The organism is Streptomyces sp. NBC_00464, assembly GCF_036013915.1.
Lineage (GTDB): Bacteria > Actinomycetota > Actinomycetes > Streptomycetales > Streptomycetaceae > Streptomyces.
This window is the reverse complement of record NZ_CP107899.1, coordinates 1,649,019-1,666,750: the sequence shown is the minus strand read 5'-3', so window position 1 is coordinate 1,666,750 and position 17,732 is coordinate 1,649,019. Positions and strand designations below refer to the sequence as shown.

General features: G+C 71.8%; 17 protein-coding genes. 10 read left to right on the top strand and 7 right to left on the bottom strand.

Going from position 1 to position 17,732, the window contains the following annotated elements; all coding sequences use genetic code 11:
• Position 1: 1 nt before the first annotated feature.
• The 4 genes from leuC (at position 2) to OG912_RS07090 (ending at position 3,175) form a co-directional block, all read left to right on the top strand.
• Positions 2–1,426: a 3-isopropylmalate dehydratase large subunit gene (leuC, locus tag OG912_RS07105; protein WP_326738999.1), complete on the top strand. Its 1,425-nt coding sequence runs from the start codon at positions 2–4 to the stop codon at positions 1,424–1,426.
• A 5-nt stretch (positions 1,427–1,431) separates the two neighbouring features.
• Positions 1,432–2,025 (top strand): 3-isopropylmalate dehydratase small subunit, encoded by a 594-nt coding sequence (leuD, locus tag OG912_RS07100; protein ID WP_327708643.1) that lies wholly within the window; start codon positions 1,432–1,434, stop codon positions 2,023–2,025.
• Positions 2,026–2,129: 104 nt separating this feature from the next.
• A complete protein-coding gene (locus tag OG912_RS07095) occupies positions 2,130–2,357 on the top strand; it encodes a hypothetical protein (RefSeq protein ID WP_136330716.1) in 228 nt (75 codons plus the stop codon).
• A gap of 143 nt (positions 2,358–2,500) precedes the next feature.
• A complete protein-coding gene (locus OG912_RS07090; RefSeq protein ID WP_326739001.1) occupies positions 2,501–3,175 on the top strand; it encodes an HU family DNA-binding protein in 675 nt (224 codons plus the stop codon).
• 87 nt (positions 3,176–3,262) lie between these two features.
• On the opposite strand, the gene OG912_RS07085 is transcribed toward OG912_RS07090, so the two are convergent.
• Entirely contained in the window at positions 3,263–3,466 is a 204-nt protein-coding gene (locus OG912_RS07085) for a hypothetical protein (RefSeq protein WP_207315838.1), read from the bottom strand.
• Between the two features lie 10 nt (positions 3,467–3,476).
• Entirely contained in the window at positions 3,477–4,160 is a 684-nt protein-coding gene (gene cofC / locus OG912_RS07080) for a 2-phospho-L-lactate guanylyltransferase (RefSeq protein WP_327708642.1), read from the bottom strand.
• A gap of 160 nt (positions 4,161–4,320) precedes the next feature.
• On the opposite strand from cofC, the gene OG912_RS07075 reads away from it, so the two are divergent.
• From OG912_RS07075 to OG912_RS07065, 3 genes are all read left to right on the top strand, one after another.
• Positions 4,321–5,073, top strand: a complete 753-nt coding sequence (locus OG912_RS07075) for a lysophospholipid acyltransferase family protein (RefSeq protein WP_327708641.1) — start codon at positions 4,321–4,323, stop codon at positions 5,071–5,073.
• On the top strand, positions 5,070–6,080 hold the full coding sequence (locus tag OG912_RS07070; RefSeq protein WP_327708640.1) for an NAD(P)H-dependent glycerol-3-phosphate dehydrogenase: 1,011 nt from the start codon (positions 5,070–5,072) through the stop codon (positions 6,078–6,080). The genes OG912_RS07075 and OG912_RS07070 overlap by 4 nt, the downstream gene beginning before the upstream one ends.
• A gap of 110 nt (positions 6,081–6,190) precedes the next feature.
• Complete coding sequence (locus OG912_RS07065) at positions 6,191–7,348, top strand: D-alanine--D-alanine ligase family protein (RefSeq protein ID WP_327708639.1); 1,158 nt, start codon at positions 6,191–6,193, stop codon at positions 7,346–7,348.
• Between the two features lie 48 nt (positions 7,349–7,396).
• On the opposite strand, the gene OG912_RS07060 is transcribed toward OG912_RS07065, so the two are convergent.
• Both OG912_RS07060 and OG912_RS07055 read right to left on the bottom strand, forming a co-directional pair.
• Positions 7,397–7,885 (bottom strand): DUF3515 domain-containing protein, encoded by a 489-nt coding sequence (locus OG912_RS07060; protein ID WP_443060955.1) that lies wholly within the window; start codon positions 7,883–7,885, stop codon positions 7,397–7,399.
• Positions 7,886–7,905: 20 nt separating this feature from the next.
• On the bottom strand, positions 7,906–8,139 hold the full coding sequence (locus OG912_RS07055) for an Lrp/AsnC family transcriptional regulator (protein ID WP_064070330.1): 234 nt from the start codon (positions 8,137–8,139) through the stop codon (positions 7,906–7,908).
• Between the two features lie 329 nt (positions 8,140–8,468).
• On the opposite strand from OG912_RS07055, the gene OG912_RS07050 reads away from it, so the two are divergent.
• Both OG912_RS07050 and thiD read left to right on the top strand, forming a co-directional pair.
• The gene (locus OG912_RS07050) at positions 8,469–9,440 is read left to right on the top strand and encodes a thiamine-phosphate kinase (protein WP_326739007.1); all 972 of its coding nucleotides are present in this window, start codon (positions 8,469–8,471) and stop codon (positions 9,438–9,440) included.
• A gap of 10 nt (positions 9,441–9,450) precedes the next feature.
• A complete protein-coding gene (thiD, locus tag OG912_RS07045) occupies positions 9,451–10,260 on the top strand; it encodes a bifunctional hydroxymethylpyrimidine kinase/phosphomethylpyrimidine kinase (protein ID WP_327708638.1) in 810 nt (269 codons plus the stop codon).
• Between the two features lie 92 nt (positions 10,261–10,352).
• Here thiD and rpmB read toward each other — a convergent pair whose 3' ends face one another.
• Positions 10,353–10,538: a 50S ribosomal protein L28 gene (rpmB, locus tag OG912_RS07040; protein ID WP_003965989.1), complete on the bottom strand. Its 186-nt coding sequence runs from the start codon at positions 10,536–10,538 to the stop codon at positions 10,353–10,355.
• A 256-nt stretch (positions 10,539–10,794) separates the two neighbouring features.
• Between rpmB and OG912_RS07035 the strand changes: the two genes are divergently transcribed.
• Positions 10,795–12,423, top strand: coding sequence for a DAK2 domain-containing protein (locus OG912_RS07035; RefSeq protein ID WP_327708637.1), 1,629 nt, complete (start codon positions 10,795–10,797; stop codon positions 12,421–12,423).
• Positions 12,424–12,767: 344 nt separating this feature from the next.
• Here the strand turns inward: OG912_RS07035 and OG912_RS07030 are convergent, their stop codons facing one another.
• Together OG912_RS07030 and OG912_RS07025 are read right to left on the bottom strand one after the other, a co-directional pair.
• On the bottom strand, positions 12,768–15,686 hold the full coding sequence (locus OG912_RS07030) for a tetratricopeptide repeat protein (protein ID WP_327708636.1): 2,919 nt from the start codon (positions 15,684–15,686) through the stop codon (positions 12,768–12,770).
• Positions 15,683–17,563 carry an HSP90 family protein gene (locus tag OG912_RS07025; RefSeq protein ID WP_327708635.1) on the bottom strand — a complete coding sequence of 627 codons (1,881 nt, stop codon included), beginning with the start codon at positions 17,561–17,563 and terminating at the stop codon, positions 15,683–15,685. Before OG912_RS07025 ends, OG912_RS07030 begins: the two co-directional genes overlap by 4 nt.
• Positions 17,564–17,732: the final 169 nt, after the last annotated feature.

Genomic DNA, 17,732 nt, shown 5'->3' with positions numbered 1-17,732 from the left:
GATGGGTAGGACACTCGCGGAGAAGGTTTGGGACGACCATGTCGTCCGGCGCGCCGAAGGTGAGCCCGACCTCCTCTACATCGATCTGCACCTGCTGCACGAGGTGACCAGCCCGCAGGCCTTCGACGGTCTGCGGCAGGCCGGACGCCCGGTGCGGCGCCTCGACCTCACCATCGCCACCGAGGACCACAACACCCCGACCCTCGACATCGACAAGCCGATCGCCGACCCGGTCTCCCGCGCTCAGCTGGAGACCCTGCGCAAGAACTGCGCGGAGTTCGGCGTCAGGCTGCACCCGCTGGGCGACGTCGAGCAGGGCGTCGTGCACGTGGTCGGCCCGCAGCTGGGTCTGACCCAGCCCGGCACCACGGTCGTGTGTGGTGATTCCCACACCTCCACGCACGGCGCGTTCGGTGCGCTGGCCTTCGGTATCGGCACCAGCCAGGTCGAGCACGTGCTGGCCACGCAGACGCTGCCGCTGGCCCGTCCGAAGACGATGGCCATCACCATCGACGGCGAACTGCCCGAGAGCGTCACCGCCAAGGACCTGATCCTCGCGATCATCGCGCGGATCGGCACCGGCGGCGGCCAGGGCTACATCCTCGAATACCGCGGCTCCGCCATCGAGAAGCTCTCGATGGAGGCCCGGATGACCATCTGCAACATGTCGATCGAGGCCGGCGCGCGGGCGGGCATGATCGCCCCCGACCGGACCACCTTCGACTACCTGCAGGGCCGGGACCACGCCCCGCAGGGCGAGGACTGGGACGCGGCCGTCGCGTACTGGAAGACGCTGCGTACGGACGACGACGCGGTCTTCGACGCCGAGGTGGTCATCGAGGCCGCCGCGCTGGCGCCGTTCGTCACCTGGGGCACCAACCCCGGCCAGGGCGCGCCGCTGTCGGCCAACGTCCCCGATCCTGCTTCGTACGAGGACGCCTCGGAGCGCAACGCCGCCGAAAAGGCCCTGGAGTACATGGGGTTGACCGCCGGCCAGCCGCTGCGCGAGATCAAGGTCGACACCGTCTTCGTAGGCTCCTGCACCAACGGCCGGATCGAGGACCTGCGTAACGCGGCCGCGATCCTGGACGGCCGCAAAGTCGCCGACGGCGTACGGATGCTGGTCGTCCCGGGCTCCGTCCGGGTCGCCCTGCAGGCCGTCGAGGAGGGCCTGGACAAGGTCTTCACCGCCGCCGGCGCCGAATGGCGGCACGCGGGTTGCTCGATGTGCCTCGGTATGAACCCCGACCAGCTGGCCCCCGGCGAGCGCTCCGCCTCGACCTCGAACCGTAACTTCGAGGGCCGGCAGGGCAAGGGCGGCCGTACGCACCTGGTCTCCCCGCAGGTTGCCGCCGCGACCGCCGTGCTGGGCCATCTGGCCTCGCCGGCCGACCTGTCCGACGCCCGTACGCCCGCCGGAGTCTGAGAATCATGGAAGCTTTCACCGCACACACCGGCCGGGCCGTCCCGCTGCGCCGCAGCAACGTCGACACCGACCAGATCATTCCCGCCCACTGGCTGAAGAAGGTCACCCGGGACGGCTTCGAGGACGGGCTCTTCGAGGCCTGGCGCAAGGACGAGACCTTCGTCCTCAACCGCCCGGAGCGCAAGGGTGCCTCGGTCCTGGTGGCCGGCCCCGACTTCGGCACCGGCTCGTCCCGCGAGCACGCCGTCTGGGCGCTCCAGAACTACGGCTTCAAGACCGTGATCTCCTCCCGTTTCGCCGACATCTTCCGCGGTAACTCGCTGAAGAACGGGCTGTTGACCGTGGTCCTGGACCAGAAGGTCGTCGACGCCCTCTGGGAGCTGACCGAGGCCGACCCGACGGCCGAGGTCACCGTCGACCTGGAGAAGCGGCAGGTCCTCGCCGAGGGCGTCGTCGCCGACTTCGAGCTCGACGAGAACGCCCGCTGGCGGCTGCTGAACGGGCTGGACGACATCAGCCTCACCCTGCAGAACGAAGCGGACATCGCGTCCTACGAGGCGGCCAGGCCGGCCCACAAGCCCCGTACAATTAACGCCTGAGCAGCACGTTTCCAGTACTGCGCCCCCTGCCTTCTGGTAGGGGGCGCAGTCGCTTGTTGAGCCCCCGTCGGGCGACAACTCGCCCCAGATGGCACAATCGGTGCATGGAACGCGACAGCCAACTCAAGCTTTACGGCCAAGTCGCCGACCAATTGAAGGAAGCGCACTCACGAGTGCGTGCACTGCAAGTCCCGGAGGGCGTACGGATGGCGCTGAACCGGAAGCTGTTGGTCGTCACGGCCGCGGCAAAGCACGATCTCCCAGATGCAGCAAGGCGTCTGGACCGGTTGATGAAGGACCTCGATGAGGGCCGATTCCCCGAAGGTGACTGACTCTGCGGAACTGTGCAGCGGTCGACTTCGTTGCGGCACTAGGGTGATTAGCCCGTTTCGTGTTTGATTTGCGGTATATATCTGCCTAACGTGCGAAAAAGCCTGAACAGTTTCGTTCGGGCGATGTCTCCGAAGGGGAAGACGTGAACAAGGCGCAGCTCGTAGAAGCGATTGCCGACAAGGTCGGCGGCCGTCAGCAGGCCGCGGACGCCGTCGATGCGGTGCTCGACGCGATCGTTCGTGCGGTTGTCGCAGGTGACCGGGTTTCGGTCACCGGCTTCGGCTCGTTCGAGAAGGTCGACCGCCCCGCCCGCTACGCCCGCAACCCGCAGACGGGTGAGCGCGTACGGGTCAAGAAGACCTCGGTGCCCCGTTTCCGTGCGGGACAGGGCTTCAAGGACCTGGTGAGCGGCTCGAAGAAGCTCCCCAAGAACGACGTGGCCGTGAAGAAGGCCCCCAAGGGCAGCCTCTCGGGCGGTTCTTCCACCCGTACGACGGCCAAGGCCGCCGCAAAGAAGGCGACCGCCAAGAAGGCCGTGGCGAAGAAGGCCACCGCCAAGAAGACCGTGGCAGCGGCGAAGACGACGGCTGCCACCGCCAAGAAGACCACCGCGAAGAAGACCTCCGCGGCGGCGAAGAAGACCACGGCGGCCGCGAAGAAGGCGACCCCGGCGGCGAAGAAGACGACGACGGCAGCCAAGAAGGCCGTCGCCAGCAAGACCGCGCCCGCCAAGAAGACCACGGCGAAGAAGGCGCCCGCGAAGAAGACCACCGCGCGCAAGACCACGGCCAAGAAGGCCACTGCACGCAAGAAGTGAGGACCGGCTCCACAGGGCTCCTCACACGCGCCGGGCCGGGCTCCCCTCGGGGAGCCCGGCCCGCGGGCTGTTCGGGGCCGGTCGGTCTCAGAAGGTCTGCAGCGTCACCAGGGTGATGCGCAGCCCGGCGCCTTCGCCACGGCCCTCGATCCGCACCCGTTGCCCCGGACGCAGCAGCCGCAGCCCGCCGGCGTCGAAGGCCGGTGCGTCGAAGTCCACCGGGGTGCCGTCGTCGAGCAGCACGCTGCCGGTGCGGGTCTCGGGGTCGTACGTGTACGAGGTCGCCTGCATGGGCGGCAGCCTATCGGTCCGCCGCCCGGACCCCCGCGGCCCAGCGCCCCGCCGTGTACGGGCCGACGCCCAGCGCCAGTGCGGCCCGCAGATCGTCGCCCGTGTCCACGTCCTGGCGCACCGAATCGATACCGGACAGCGTGACCTCCGCCGCTCCCGAAGCGAGATGCCGGGCCCTCGACGGACCGCCGAAAGCGGGGCGCAATTCCACTCCTGGCCCAGCGGAGAGAAAAGTCGTTCCGATTCCCGCGGCATCGGTAACAAAGGCGCGGGGAAAAGCGGCGGAAAATTCGAGTACGCGGGACAATTCCGCCGGTCGCAAGGCGGGCAGATCGGCGTTGAGCGCGGCGAGGGCAGCCCGGGGCCGGGCCGACCGCACCGTGCGCTCACCGTGCGCGAGGGCGGCGTTGAGCCCGGCGGCCGGGGTGTCGGCCACGATCCGGGCCCCGAGCGCCGCCAGTGCGGCGCCGGCCGCCGTGTCGTCCGTGACGACCACCACATCGGCCACCTCCGGGCAGGACAACGCGGCGGACACGGTGTCCCGGGCGAAGGCCAGAGCGAGCCGCGGCCGCAGCAGGGCGCCGGAAGCGGGCGTCAGCCTGCTCTTGGCCCGCGCCAGGGGCTTCAACGGGACGACCAGTGACCAGGGGCCGGTCGGGTCGGTGTTCGTGGCGGTCTCCCCCTCGATGCGCATGGCCGCCTATTCTCGCCTGCCGGTACGACAGCCCGGAGGGTCGGTCCCGAAGGTGAGGCGTACGGTGTTCTCGACAGAGCAGGGGCCTGGGGCGAGACTTGACCGTCGGTAGTCAGCCAGCAGTGAGCTCCACAGTCAGGTCTTAGAGGAAGGTGTCCGAGTGTCCCGCCGCAGAATCGGCTTCTGGTACCGCCTGGCGGCGGTCATCGCGAAACCGCCGCTGGTGATTCTGTTCAAGCGCGACTGGCGGGGAATGGAACACATTCCGGCCGACGGCGGATTCATCACCGCGGTCAATCACAACTCGTACCTGGACCCTCTTTCGTACGGGCATTTCCAGTACAACACCGGACGGGTGCCGCGGCTCCTCGCCAAGGCGGGCCTCTTCAAGACCCCCTTCGTCGGAATGATGCTGCGCGGCACCGGCCAGATCCCCGTGTACCGCGAGACCACGAACGCGCTGGACGCCTTCCGGGCCGCTGTCGACGCCATCGAGCGCGGTGAGTGCGTCGCCTTCTATCCCGAGGGCACCCTCACCCGGGACCCCGAGATGTGGCCGATGACCGCCAAGACCGGCGCCGCCCGCGTCGCGTTGATGACCAGGGCTCCGGTCATCCCCGTCGCGCAGTGGGGCGCCAACCTGGCGGTGCCGCCCTACGCCACGGAGAAGAAGGTGCGGCTCTTCCCCCGCAAGACCCTCCAGGTCCAGGCGGGACCGCCCGTCGACCTCTCCCGGTTCTACGACAGGGAACCGACGCCCGACGTGCTGCGCGAGGCGACCGAGGCCATCATGGTCGCGGTCACCGCGCAGCTGGCGCAGGTGCGCGGCGAGAAGGCGCCCGCCGAACTCTACGACCCCCGCAAGGCCCGTGCGGAACAACGGCGCAGGGCCGAAGGAAAGGGACCCAAGTGACGCACCCCGTAAAGGCAGCCGTCTTCGGAACCGGCTCTTGGGGTACGGCGTTCGCCATGATCCTCGCGGACGCCGGCTGCGAGGTCACCCTCTGGGGGCGCCGGGCCGAGGTCGCCGAGGCCGTCAACACGACCCGTACCAACCCCGAATACCTGCCGGGCGTCGAACTCCCCGCATCGGTGCGGGCCACCACGGACGCAGCCGAAGCGCTGCGCGGCGCCGACTTCGCGGTGCTTGTCGTGCCGTCCCAGACGCTGCGCGCCAACCTCGCCGACTGGGCCCCGCACCTGGAGCCGCAGACGGTCCTTGTCTCCCTGATGAAGGGCGTCGAACTCGGCACCGCGAAGCGGATGAGCGAGGTCATCGAGGACGTCACCCACGTCTCCGCCGACCGCATCGCCGTCATCACCGGGCCCAACCTCGCCAAGGAGATCGCCGAACGCCGTCCCGCCGCAGCCGTCGTGGCCTGCCGGGACGAGTCCGTCGCCCGCCGCCTCCAGGTCGCCTGCCACACCCCGTACTTCCGCCCCTACACCAGCACCGACGTGGTCGGCTGCGAGCTCGGGGGCGCCGTCAAGAACGTCATCGGGCTGGCCGTCGGCATCGCCGACGGCATGGGGCTCGGCGACAACGCCAAGGGCTCGCTCATCACCCGCGGCCTCGCCGAGACCATCCGGCTCGGCCTGGCCATGGGAGCCGACCCGCTGACCTTCTCCGGACTCGCGGGCCTCGGCGACCTGGTGGCGACCTGCTCGTCGCCGCTGTCGCGCAACCACACCTTCGGCCTCAACCTCGGCCGCGGGATGACGCTCCAGGAGACCATCGCGGTCACCAAGCAGACCGCCGAGGGCGTCAAGTCGTGTGAATCCGTGCTCGACCTGGCCCGTCGGCACGGGGTCGAGATGCCCCTCACCGAGACGGTCGTCGGCATCGTCCACGAGGGCAAGCCGCCGATGGTCGCGCTCAAGGAACTGATGTCGCGCAGCGCGAAGGCCGAGCGGCACTGAGAGGCCGCCGGGTGACCCGTGGCCGGGTGCCGGTTCCGGAACCGGTTCACCCGCCGGGCGGCCCCGGCCGCGCTGACGTCACCCCTACCAGAAGGTACGCTCATCGCGATATGAGCAGCGAGAACCTCCCCCAGAGTACGGAGCAGCAGCTCCGCAAGCCGCGTGTGGCCGTCGTGTTCGGCGGCCGCAGCTCCGAACACGGCATTTCGGTGGTCACGGCCGGTGCGGTCCTGAACGCGATCGACCGGTCGAAGTACGACGTCCTGCCGATCGGCATCACGACGGACGGCCGCTGGGCGCTCACCGCCGACGCACCCGAACGCATGGCCATCACGGACCGGAAGATGCCCGACGTGGCACAACTGGCCGAGTCCGACGAGGGCGGCGTGGTGCTCTCCGTCGATCCCGGCAGCCGCGAAGTGGTCTACAGCGAGCCCGGATCCGTCCCCAAGGTGCTTGGCGAGGTCGACGTCGTCTTCCCCGTCCTGCACGGTCCCTACGGTGAGGACGGCACGCTCCAGGGCCTCCTGGAGCTCTCCGGTGTGCCGTACGTCGGCGCCGGCGTCCTCGCCTCGGCGGTCGGCCAGGACAAGGAGTACATGAAGCGCGTCTTCACCTCCTTCGGGCTCGCCGTCGGGCCGTACCTGGTCGTACGCCCCCGCGAGTGGGACAACGACCCCCAGGGCGCCCGCAAGCGCATCACGGCCTTCGCCGACGAGCACGGCTGGCCGCTCTTCATCAAGCCCGCCCGGGCCGGCTCGTCCATCGGCATCACCAAGGTCGACGACGCGTCCGGCCTCGACGAGGCGATCGAGGAGGCCCGCCGCCACGACCCCAAGTTCCTTGTGGAGTCGCTGCTGCGGGGCCGCGAGATCGAGTGCGGGGTGCTGGAGTTCGAGGACGGCCCGCGCGCCAGCGTGCCCGCCGAGATCCCGCCGGTCACCTCGCACGACTTCTACGACTTCGAGGCCAAGTACATCGACGCGGCGCCCGGGATGGTGCCCGCCCCGCTCACCGACGAGGAGACCGCCGAGGTCCAGCGGCTCGCGGTCGAGGCCTTCGAGGCCGCCTCCTGCGAGGGCCTGGTGCGCGCCGACTTCTTCCTCACCGAGGACGGCGGCTTCGTCATCAACGAGATCAACACCCTGCCGGGCTTCACCCCGATCTCCATGTACCCGCGCATGTGGCAGGAGAGCGGCGTCAGCTACCAGCAGCTGGTCGACCGGCTCATCCAGGCGGCGCTGGACCGGCCGACCGGCCTGCGCTGAGCACCGTCGGCACAGCACAGGGAGTGCGCTCCGGCCGGAGCGCACTCCCTACAGGCTGCTGGGGACCGTCTTCTTGACCGCCGACGCGAAGGCCGCCAGCGGGGTCGCGTCATGCGCGTACGCCGCCGAGAACGTGACCTCGACGTATGCCTTGCGCAGGGTGGTCGTGAAGCGCGGCCCGTCGTCCTCCCGTTGCTCCAGCAGCCAGTTGACGCCGTTCGCCTCGGCGGCCTTCGACTGGGAGTCGTCCATCTTCGCGGGGCGCGCGACACCGCAGCGCAGTACGATCGCCCCGTCCCCCCACCCGGCGGTCAGATCCGAACGGGGCGCGGGGTCACTGCGCTCCAGACCGGCGACGGAACTCGGCAGCTCCTTGTGCAGCGCACGGCAGTAGGCTGCGGCTTCCGAGGACGGCGTGGGCACCGTGACCGATGCCGAGGGGTCCGTGGAAGTGCAGCCCGCCGCAGCCATGAGGACCAGGGCGGCGGACGGACCGAGGAGCACGGGGTGGGGGAGCCGGCGGCAGAAAGATGTCACCGGCCCAGCGTAGACGGGGGCTACAGGTGAACGACCGGACAGGTCAGGGTTCGGGTGATGCCGTCCACCTGCTGGACCTTGGCGACCACCATGCGTCCGAGTTCATCGACCGTGTCGGCCTGGGCTCGCACGATCACGTCGTAGGGGCCGGTGACGTCCTCTGCCTGGATCACTCCCGGAATCTTGGCGATGGTCTCGGCGACGGTCGACGCCTTGCCCACCTCGGTCTGGATAAGGATGTACGCCTGTACCACGGAACCTCCAGGGCGGCCACGAGGATCATGTGGGGGAAAGGGACGCCACGGTATCGCGTTGCCGCGGGCCGCGGGGAGACCTGCGGGCCGGATGACACCCACAGCGTGGCGTACAGAACACACAAGTTGACGTATCTCTTGACAGTACCGACAGCAGTGAAGACCCGCGACCGCAAGCTCAGCGGCGCGGACGGGGGACACGCATGCCCGTGACCAGCACGACGGACCGCCGCTCCCGTCGGCGGCCGCGCTCCACGGCCGGTTCGGGCGCCCGGCCGGTGAAGCAGGCCGGACGCCCGTCCGGCCCCATAGATGAGAGGTGAGACTCGGTGAAGGGAACCGTGGGCGAGTTGGGGGAGTTCGGGCTCATCAGGGAACTGACCTCCCGGCTCACCACCACTCCGGCGGTACGGCTGGGGCCCGGCGACGACGCCGCGGTCATCACCGCCCCCGACCGCAGGGTCGTGGCCAGCACGGACATCCTGCTGGAGGGGCGGCACTTCCGGCGTGACTGGTCGACGGCGTACGACGTCGGCCGCAAGGCCGCCGCACAGAACCTCGCCGACATCGCGGCCATGGGCGCCGTGCCCACGGCACTGCTCCTCGGCCTCGTCGTCCCCGCCGAACTCCCGGTCACCTGGGCCGGGGAGCTGATGGACGGCATCCGCGACGAGTGCCAGGTCGCGGGGGCGGCCGTGGTCGGCGGCGACGTGGTGCGCGGCGACACCATCACCGTCGCGATCACCGCGCTCGGCGATCTGCGCAACCACGAACCCGTCACCAGGGCGGGCGCCCAGCCGGGCGACGTCGTCGCCGTCACCGGCTGGCTCGGCTGGTCCGCCGCCGGGTACGCCGTGCTCTCGCGCGGCTTCCGCTCGCCCCGCGCCTTCGTGGAGGCCCACCGCCGCCCCGAACCGCCCTACCACGCAGGCCCCGCGGCGGCCGGTCTCGGCGCCACCGCGATGACGGACGTCAGTGACGGACTCGTCGCCGACCTCGGGCACATCGCCGAGGCCAGCAAGGTCCGCATCGACCTGCGCTCCGGGCTCATCGACATCCCGTCGCAGATGTCCGACATCGGGCAGGCCGTCGGCGTGGACCCGCTCCAGTGGGTGCTCACCGGTGGCGAGGACCACGCGATCGTCGCGACGTTCCCGGCCGACGTGAAGCTGCCGGCCCGCTGGAAGGTGATCGGCGAGGTCCTCAACCCCTCGGCGCTGCCGCAGGTGACGGTCGACGGGGCGCCCTGGACAGCCAAGAGCGGCTGGGACCACTTCGGCGACATCGAGGACGCCCAGTAGATTGCGGCGTATGCCGATACCTTCCGCCGTACCGCCCCGAGTGCTCACCGTCGCCGGATCCGATTCCGGCGGCGGTGCGGGCATCCAGGCCGACCTGAAGACGATGCTGGCGTTCGGTGCGCACGGGATGAGCGTGCTGACCGCAGTCACCGCACAGAACTCGCTGGGCGTACAGGGCGCCTGGGAGCTGCCCGCGGAGGCCGTACGCGCCCAGTACCGCAGCGTCGTGGACGACATCGGCGTGAACGCGGTCAAGACCGGCATGCTGGCGTCGGCGCTGCTCGTCGAGACCGTCGCCGAACTTCTCGCCGGGACGGACGCCCCCGTCGTCGTCGACCCGGTCGGCGTCTCCAAGCACGGAGACCCGCTGCTGGCCGCAGAGGCGCTCGACTCGGTCCGTACGAAGCTGCTGCCCGTCGCGACCGTGGCGACCCCGAACCTCGACGAAGTGGCACAGCTCACCGGCATCACGGTCACCGACGAGGCCGGAATGCGACAGGCCGCGGCCGCACTGCTCGGATACGGGCCCCGCTGGGTGGTCGTCAAGGGCGGTCATCTGCCGGGCGAACCCGTCGACCTGCTCACGGACGGCATCGAGGAGCACTGGCTGCGCGCCCCCCGCCACGACAACCGCCACACCCACGGCACGGGCTGCACCCTCGCCTCCGCCATCGCCTGCGGACTGGCCCTGGGCCAGGACGTGCCCACGGCGGTACAGGGCGCGAAGGCCTACGTCACAGGCGCCATCGCGGCGGGCTTTCCCCTGGGGTCGGGGATCGGCCCGGTCGACCACGGGTGGCGGCTGCGCGGCGCCCGCTGAGCGGCCCCGCCGCCGGAGCACAGCAAAAAGCCGGTCCACCGAGGTGGACCGGCTTTTTGGGCAACCGGTAGGGCTGCGCTACGACGGGAACGTCAGCGCGCGACCTTGCCGGCCTTGATGCACGAGGTGCAGACGTTGAGCCGCTTCGGCGTCCGCCCGACCACGGCACGCACGCGCTGGATGTTGGGATTCCAGCGACGGGACGTACGGCGGTGCGAGTGCGAAATGCTGTTGCCGAAGCTCGGCCCCTTGCCGCAAACGTCGCAGTTGGCAGCCACGGGTCACTCCAAAACTTCAGATGCACTTACAGTGAATTCCGGCACGCCGGATTCATTGACTGAAGTGGCGGTACCGGGGGATGTTCCCGACTCTCGTCGGGCAACCGAAGCAGCATACAACGGCTGCGTCGGAGATACGAAACTACCATGGGTCCACAGCCGCTCGCCCCGCCCCTGGGCCTCTCCCGGCCGCCGGCCGGGACTACTCTGCGGTGCAGCCCGCCGTCCCGGTACGCGTTTCGAGGAGGACCATCAGGTGCCGCAGACCGCCGACGACCTGGACGCCGTCGCGGTGCGTACCTGGTGCTCACTGGCGCTGGACGCACTGGGCCGGGAGCGTGAGGCCATCGACGCGATCAACGTGTATCCCGTCGCCGACGGCGACACCGGAACCAATCTCTATCTGACCGTGGAATCCGCGGCGGCGGCCGTCGAGGCCGTCTTCGCCGCCCACGAGACCGGCACCTCGGTACCCTCCACCGCCGACGCGGTACGCGCCATGGCGCACGGGGCGCTGATCGGGGCCCGCGGGAACTCCGGCACGATCCTGGCCCAGCTGCTGCGCGGCATGGCCGGGGTACTGGCCGAGGGGGCGGGCACCGGATCGCTGCGCATCGCCCTGGCCAGGGCCGCGGCGTCGGCCCGCGAGGCGGTCGCCCACCCCGTCGAGGGCACGGTCCTGACCGTGGCCACCGAGGCCGCCGAGGCCGCGGGGCGGACGCCGGACGGCGCCGGAGCGCCCGCGGTGGCGCAGGCGGCGTACGAAGGGGCGCGGACGGCCCTGGAAGCGACTCCCGGGCAGCTCGCCGTGCTCGGCCGCGCCGGGGTCGTCGACGCCGGCGGGCGGGGTCTGGTGGCGGTGCTCGGCGCACTGGTCGAGGCGGTCTCCGGCCGGGCCCCGGAACGGGTGTACGAGGCAGCGGCCGCTCCCGCCACTGCCGCCGCCGTGGACTGCCCCGCGGGCGACGACCCGCAGGACGGCCCGGCCTTCGAGGTCATCTACCTGCTGGAGGCCGACGACGAAGCCGTGGAGCGGCTGCGGACCCGGCTCGACGGGCTGGGCGACTCCCTCGTGGTGGTCGGCGGCGACGGCCTGTGGAACGTCCATGTGCACGTCGACGACGCGGGAGCGGCGGTGGAGGCCGGGGTCGAGGCCGGGCGGCCGTACCGCATCCGGATCACCCACTTCGCCGCGGACCGGGTGCACGCCCGCCCCGAACCCGCCCAGCGCGCGGTCGTGGTGGTCGTCCCGGGCGACGGCCTCGGCGGCCTGTGCGCGGAGGCCGGGGCGACGACGGTGCTGGCACGGCCCGGGGAGCCCCCGGCCAGCGGTGAGCTCGTGGACGCCATCCGCCGTGCGCACGCCCGCGAGGTGGTGCTCCTGCCCAACGACGGGGACCTGCGCCACACCGCCGCGGCTGCCGCCGAGCAGGCCCGGACCGAGGGCATCCGGGTAGCCCTCATCCCCACCCGCGCCGCGGTCCAGGGCATCGCCGCCCTGGCCGTCCACGAACCGGACCGCAGCTTCGACGAGGACGTCGTCGCGATGACCGCGGCGGCCGGCGCCACCCGCTACGCCGAACTGGCCGTCGCCGAACGGCAGTCCTGGACCATGGCGGGCATCTGCCAGGCCGGCGACATCCTCGGCCTGATCGACGGCGATGTGGCCGTCATCGGCGAGGACGTCCCCGAAACGGCCCGGAAGGTACTGGACCGGATGCTGGCGGCGGGCGGCGAACTCGTCACTCTGGTCCTCGGCGAGGACGTCCCCGACACCCTGGCCGACGCGCTGGAGGAACACGTCCGTGAGGGCTACCTGGCGGTGGACACGGTGGTCTACCGCGGCGGCCACCAGTGCGCTCCGCTGCTGATCGGGGTGGAGTAGCACCACCGGCAGCGTCCGGACCCGGAAAACGAGGTGGATTGGCGCCGCCGGCACGGACCGGGGACGGATTCCAAGGCGGAGTGCGCCGCAGGCACGGACCGGGCCGGAAATCGAGGTGGATTGGCGCCGCCGGCACGGACCGGGGCCGGAATCCAAGGCGGAGTGCGCCGCAGGCACGGACCGGGCCGGAAATCGAGGTGGAGTAGCGCCGCGGACACGGACCGGGGCCGGAAATCAAGCCCGTCCGGCGATTGAGGACGAGACGCCGCGCCGGACGACCCCGGCGCCCCGCCCCTACGCCCGCCCCGCCCTCTACGCCCGCCCCGCCCCCTACGCCCCGCCCCCTACGCCACGTACCGCCGTAGCGACTCCACCTCCGACCGCCGCTCGTCCACCGTCTCGTCCGTGCCCGCCGGCACCCCCTCGTACGCCGCGAGGACCTCCGAGGCCCGCCTCAGCGCCGCGTCCGCGCGGCCCAGGTCCGCCTCCAGCCAGGCGGCCATCAGGTCGGCGGCCGTGCGCCGGCCGAGGTGGTCGGGGCCGGCCTCGTGGAAGGCCGTCGACGCCCGCTCGACGTACCCGAGCGCCTCCTCGTACGCGATCCGCGCCGGATCGTCCGCCGCCTCGCCCGGCTCGCCCTCGCACGCGTGGGCGAGCAGTTCGGCGGTCTGGCGGTAGGTGTCCGCGAGCTCCGTCCGCAGCTGCGGCCCCTCGCACTCCCGCTCCGCCGCGGCCATGAACGCCCGCGCCGCTTCGAGCCCCGGCTGTCCCTCCCGGACCGCGATCCAGGCCCGCACCCGCAAGGTCCGTACCAGCGCGGGAACGTCACCCAGCCCCCGCCACAGCTCCCCGGCCCGCTCGTACGCCCGCTCGGCCTCGGGGTTCAGCTCGGCCCGGAACAGCGCCTGCCCGGCGAGCTGGGCCAGCATCGCGTGGTCGTCCTGCTCCGGCCAGCCGCGCGCGATGTCCGCCGCCCGCAGCCAGTACTCCGCCGCGGCCCGAGGCTCACCGAGTGCGGACAGTCCGTCGCCGAGCCACCACAGCGTCTGGACGACCATGCCCTCCCCGTGGTCCTCGGCCGAGATATCGGGCAGTACGGCCTCCAGCACGGCCGCCGCCTCCGCCGCGCGCCCCAGCCGAAGCAGCCAGCCGCCGAGCTGGTGCCGGGCGTAGACCCCCAGCGATTCGCTCTCGTCCGCCTCGTCGGCCCAGTGCGCGGCGTCGAGGGCGTGCTCCGTCGCCTGCGCGAACTGACCCGTGGCGCCGAGCACTTCGGCCAGCTGGAGATGGAGCCGGGCCCGCCCGGCGGCCGACAGCGACGTCCCGCCGTGCTCCAGCGCGGCCCGCGCGGCCCGCTCCGCCGTCTCGTGGTCGTCGAGCTGCGCGGCGAGCCGTGCGGTCCGGGACTCGTACTCGACGGCGTACCAGGGCAGTTCCGCCGCGTGGACCTCGGCGGCCGCTCGCGCGTACAGCTCCGCCGCCGCCGGACCGTCGCCGCGGTAGGCCGCGACGTCCGCGAGGAAGCCCAGCGCCTCGGAGACGCGGGTGGCCACCTTGTCCCGCGTACGCAGGGCTTCGGCGAAGGCGAGCACCTCGTGCGCCGCCTGTCCGAGAGCGGCGACCGCCGCGTCCGTGGCCTCCTCGTCCGCGGCCCGCAACATCAGCTGCTGAAGGATCCGGGCCCGGCAGACCAGCACCCCGCTCGCCTGCCGGTCCGTGGCCCCGCCCTCCGCGTGCAGGGCGAGAGCCCGCTCCACGAGCGGGGCGATCTCCGTCAGCGCCTCGTCGGCCGCGCCGTCCTGCGTCGAGCGGAGGAAGGCGCCCCTGGCGTCCGCCGCGACGGCCTCGCCGTGGTCGCCGGCCGCCTCGTACAGCCGGGCGGCCGTCCGGAACACCTCCGCCGCCTCGGCGGGCGGCAGCGAACCGTCCATCGCGCGATGGTCCGCCACGTTCGCCCGGTCGTGGGCCGTCAGTGCGTCGGCCTCCCCGGGCTGCCCGGCCCGCTCCGCGACCGCCCGCCAGGCGGACCCGGCGTCCGGATGCTGGGCGTCCGAGAGCCGGTGCGCCTCGGCCAGCAGCCCGGCCAGGTCCTGCGCGGGTTCCGCCGCGGCGGGCGCCACCGCGGAAGCCGGCGGAGCGGACGGCGCCGTGAGCCGCACGGCCCGTACGCCCAGAGGCAGCCGGTCCAGCAGAGGGCGGCGCGCCAGGCGTTCCCGCACCTGCTCACCCACGTACGCGTTGCCGTTGCGTGCGTCGAAGCGGGCCGCGAGGGCGAGCGCCTGGGCCCTGGCCTCGACGGCCAGCGACGCGGCGGTCCAGTCCGTGCCGGCCGGGCCGGGTACGGACTGCGCACCGTGCCCCAGTCCGGTCAGCCGGTCCATCAGCAAGGCGGTGACGGTCAGGTAGTCCGTCAGGCTGCCGGGATTCCCGCTGTCGGTGAAGTACGCGGGCCGGTCCGCCAGGATCTCCAGAGCGCGGGGCTCGTTGCCGGTCAGCACACAGAACTCGACGTGCAGCGCGACCGAGTAGCGCATGCTCTCCATCGGCCGGACCATCCGGTACCCGCGCAGATGATGCGCGCGGGCCTGCTCCGCACGCCCCGTCCGCAGCAGCGGGAGAAGCGAGGCGGCCAGCACCGCATGCGGTTCGTGCGCGCAGACGTGCTCTCCCTCCAGCACCGGCGCCCAGGCCGCCAGCGCCTCCTCGTCCAGCCCCCGCAGCGCCTGCCAGCTGCCCTGCTCGTGCAGCTCGCAGGCGTGGCAGTTGGCCATCCGGTCCCGGTCCGCCGCCTGCCAGGCGGTGTACGCCTGCCCGGCCCGCTCCAGATCGCCCAGATGCCGGGCGATCTCCAGCTCGCCCTGGCGCACCGCCCGCTCGGAATGCCCCGCCAGCCGGTAGCGGTGCTCCATCTCGCTCTGCCACTTCTCGATGGAGGCGAGCGGGATGTGCGGCTGGTCGACCATGGAACTGGAGACCCACTTGAACATCCAGAAGAGGTGGTGGGTCATGAACGGGTCGAAGTCGCCCGGCCGTTCGTCCCACAGCCGCAGCAGCCGCGCGAACGGGACGAACATCTTGTCCTTCTCGGAGCTGTAGTTGTAGACCTGCAGCTGATGGACGAGCGCCTCGACCAGCAGCGCCGCGTCCCCGCTCTGCTCCGCCTCGGTCAGCAGCCGCTCCGCACGCGCGTTGCGCGCGGGCCCCTCCGGCTCCTCCTGGTTGTCCCGCAGTGCCTGGCGGATCGTCGCGGCATCGGCGCTCATCGGCCGTCCTCCTGAGGGTTCGCGGGGGAGTGCCCCGGGGCGGCGGGATGGGTGGCCCACTCCAGCAGGCCGAGGAAGGCCCGGTTCAGCAGCGCCGAGTCGGCCGGCCGCAGCGGCCGCTGGGCCATCAGCAGCGCCTGCCCGTACAGCGCCTCCGTCGCGGTCACCGCCAGCTCCGGGCTGTCCAGCGAACTGATCCGGCGGATCAACGGATTGAGATGGTTCAGTACGAGCCGGGCCCGCGGCGCACTGCCGCGCAGCGAGCCGAGAATGCCCGCCCACAGATCGTCCGCCTGCTCCTCGGCCTCGGCGCGCGCCTGCTCGTGGCGGGCCGAACGGTCGTCCAGATGCAGCGCCGGCACCGTCAGCGGGTGGAAGGCGCGCAACGCCACATCGCAGCCCAGCGGGTCCAGCCTGGCGCGCGCCGCCGTGAGGAACGCGCCGAGCGCCAGCTCCTCCTCCGGGTCGACGGAGTCCAGGTGGGCGGTGACCGTGTCGGCGTCCAGCTCCGCGACCACCGTCCCCGGCCGGGCCGAGGGCAGCCGCTCGACCAGCTCGGTGTCGTACGTGTACCCGCCGTTGACGACCCCGATGCCCTGCGCGGAGGCGATCGGCGCGACCTGCCGGAACTCCTCCACGGTCCGGGTGAAGTGCACCACCGGATGGCGCCGGGCGAACTCCTCCAGCGACAGCCGTCCGTCCGTCGTCTCGAACGGCAGCCACGGCAGCATCGTGCGCAGCATGGCGCTGTCGTGCCGGGCGAGCGACTTCACACCCAGGTGGTGCACGGACAGGAACTCCGCCAGTCGCTCCGGTTCGCCCGCGGCCAGACCGGTCAGCCAGTCCCTGATCCGCTCGCCCAGCGCGTCCCGGACCGCGGCCAGGGTCTCGTCCGCGTACAGCGCCTCCCGGGAGGCGGTGGGCCGCAGACTGTCCGTGTCGATGACGCACCGCACGAAGAACGCCCACTCGGGCAGCAGCTCGTCCGCCCGGTCCGTCAGCAGCATGCCCTTCAGATGGACCCGGTGGCCCGCGCGCTGTGCCGGACTGACGGCTGACGGCAGGACATGGGCCACCCCGCGGATCCCGGCGAGCGGCAGATCGAGATCGATCGTGTCGAGCGGGGTGAAGCCGAACAGCTCGTGGCAGTGGCGCGCCAGCGCCACCCGCCGACCCGCCGGACTCGGGTACGCGCGGTCCCACGGTGCGGGCAGATCGGTGACGGCCGCCTCGCCGACCCGTACGTCGTAGGGCAGGAGCGAGCCGAAGTCCCTGGCCAGCGCGAGCACCCGTTCCTCGGTGAGCCACTGGGCGCTGCCGGAACGGGCCGTCAGATGCACGGTGGTGCCGGGCTCGGGGCGCGCGCTGTCGGGGAGCGTACGGACGGTGTACGAACCGTCGTCACGGGCGCACCACTCCACGGGCGGGGCGCCGGGCGTCCGCGCGGAGCGGCTCACCACCCGGATCTCGGCCGCGACGACGAAGCAGGCCAGCAGCCCGATGCCGAACTGGCCGAGGAAGTCCGCGCGCGCCGAGGCGAGCCCCTCCGCCCCGTCGCGCTTGGAGCTGCGGCCGATCGTGGCGAGGAGGCTGTGCACATCCGTCTCGGTCAGACCGATGCCGCTGTCCTCGACGCGCAGCCGGCCGTCCTCGGCGTACAGCCGCACCAGAGCGGGCGCGTCCGGCTGCTCGGCACGCCGGGCCGTGATGGCGTCGACGGCGTTCTGCAGCAGCTCGCGCAGATAGACGCGGGGCGAGGAGTAGAGGTGATGGGAGAGGAGATCGACCAGTCCGCGCAGATCCACCTGGAAGGTGTGCGGCTGCTGGGCGGTGGCGGACTCGGTGGACGCGGAATTCGCTGAGGTCTCAGATGTCATCGTCGCAGCGCCGGTGGGGGGACTTGCGACAGCGCGGGTCGGGCGACCCCCCGCGGGGTGATCGCGAACGAGAAGCGTGGGAGCCGATCCTAGAGTTGCGGGCGCGATTCTGACCAGGAGTTTCGGGGGGCCCGGTGGCGCCCGGCGGACAACTGTCAGTGGCGTGGTG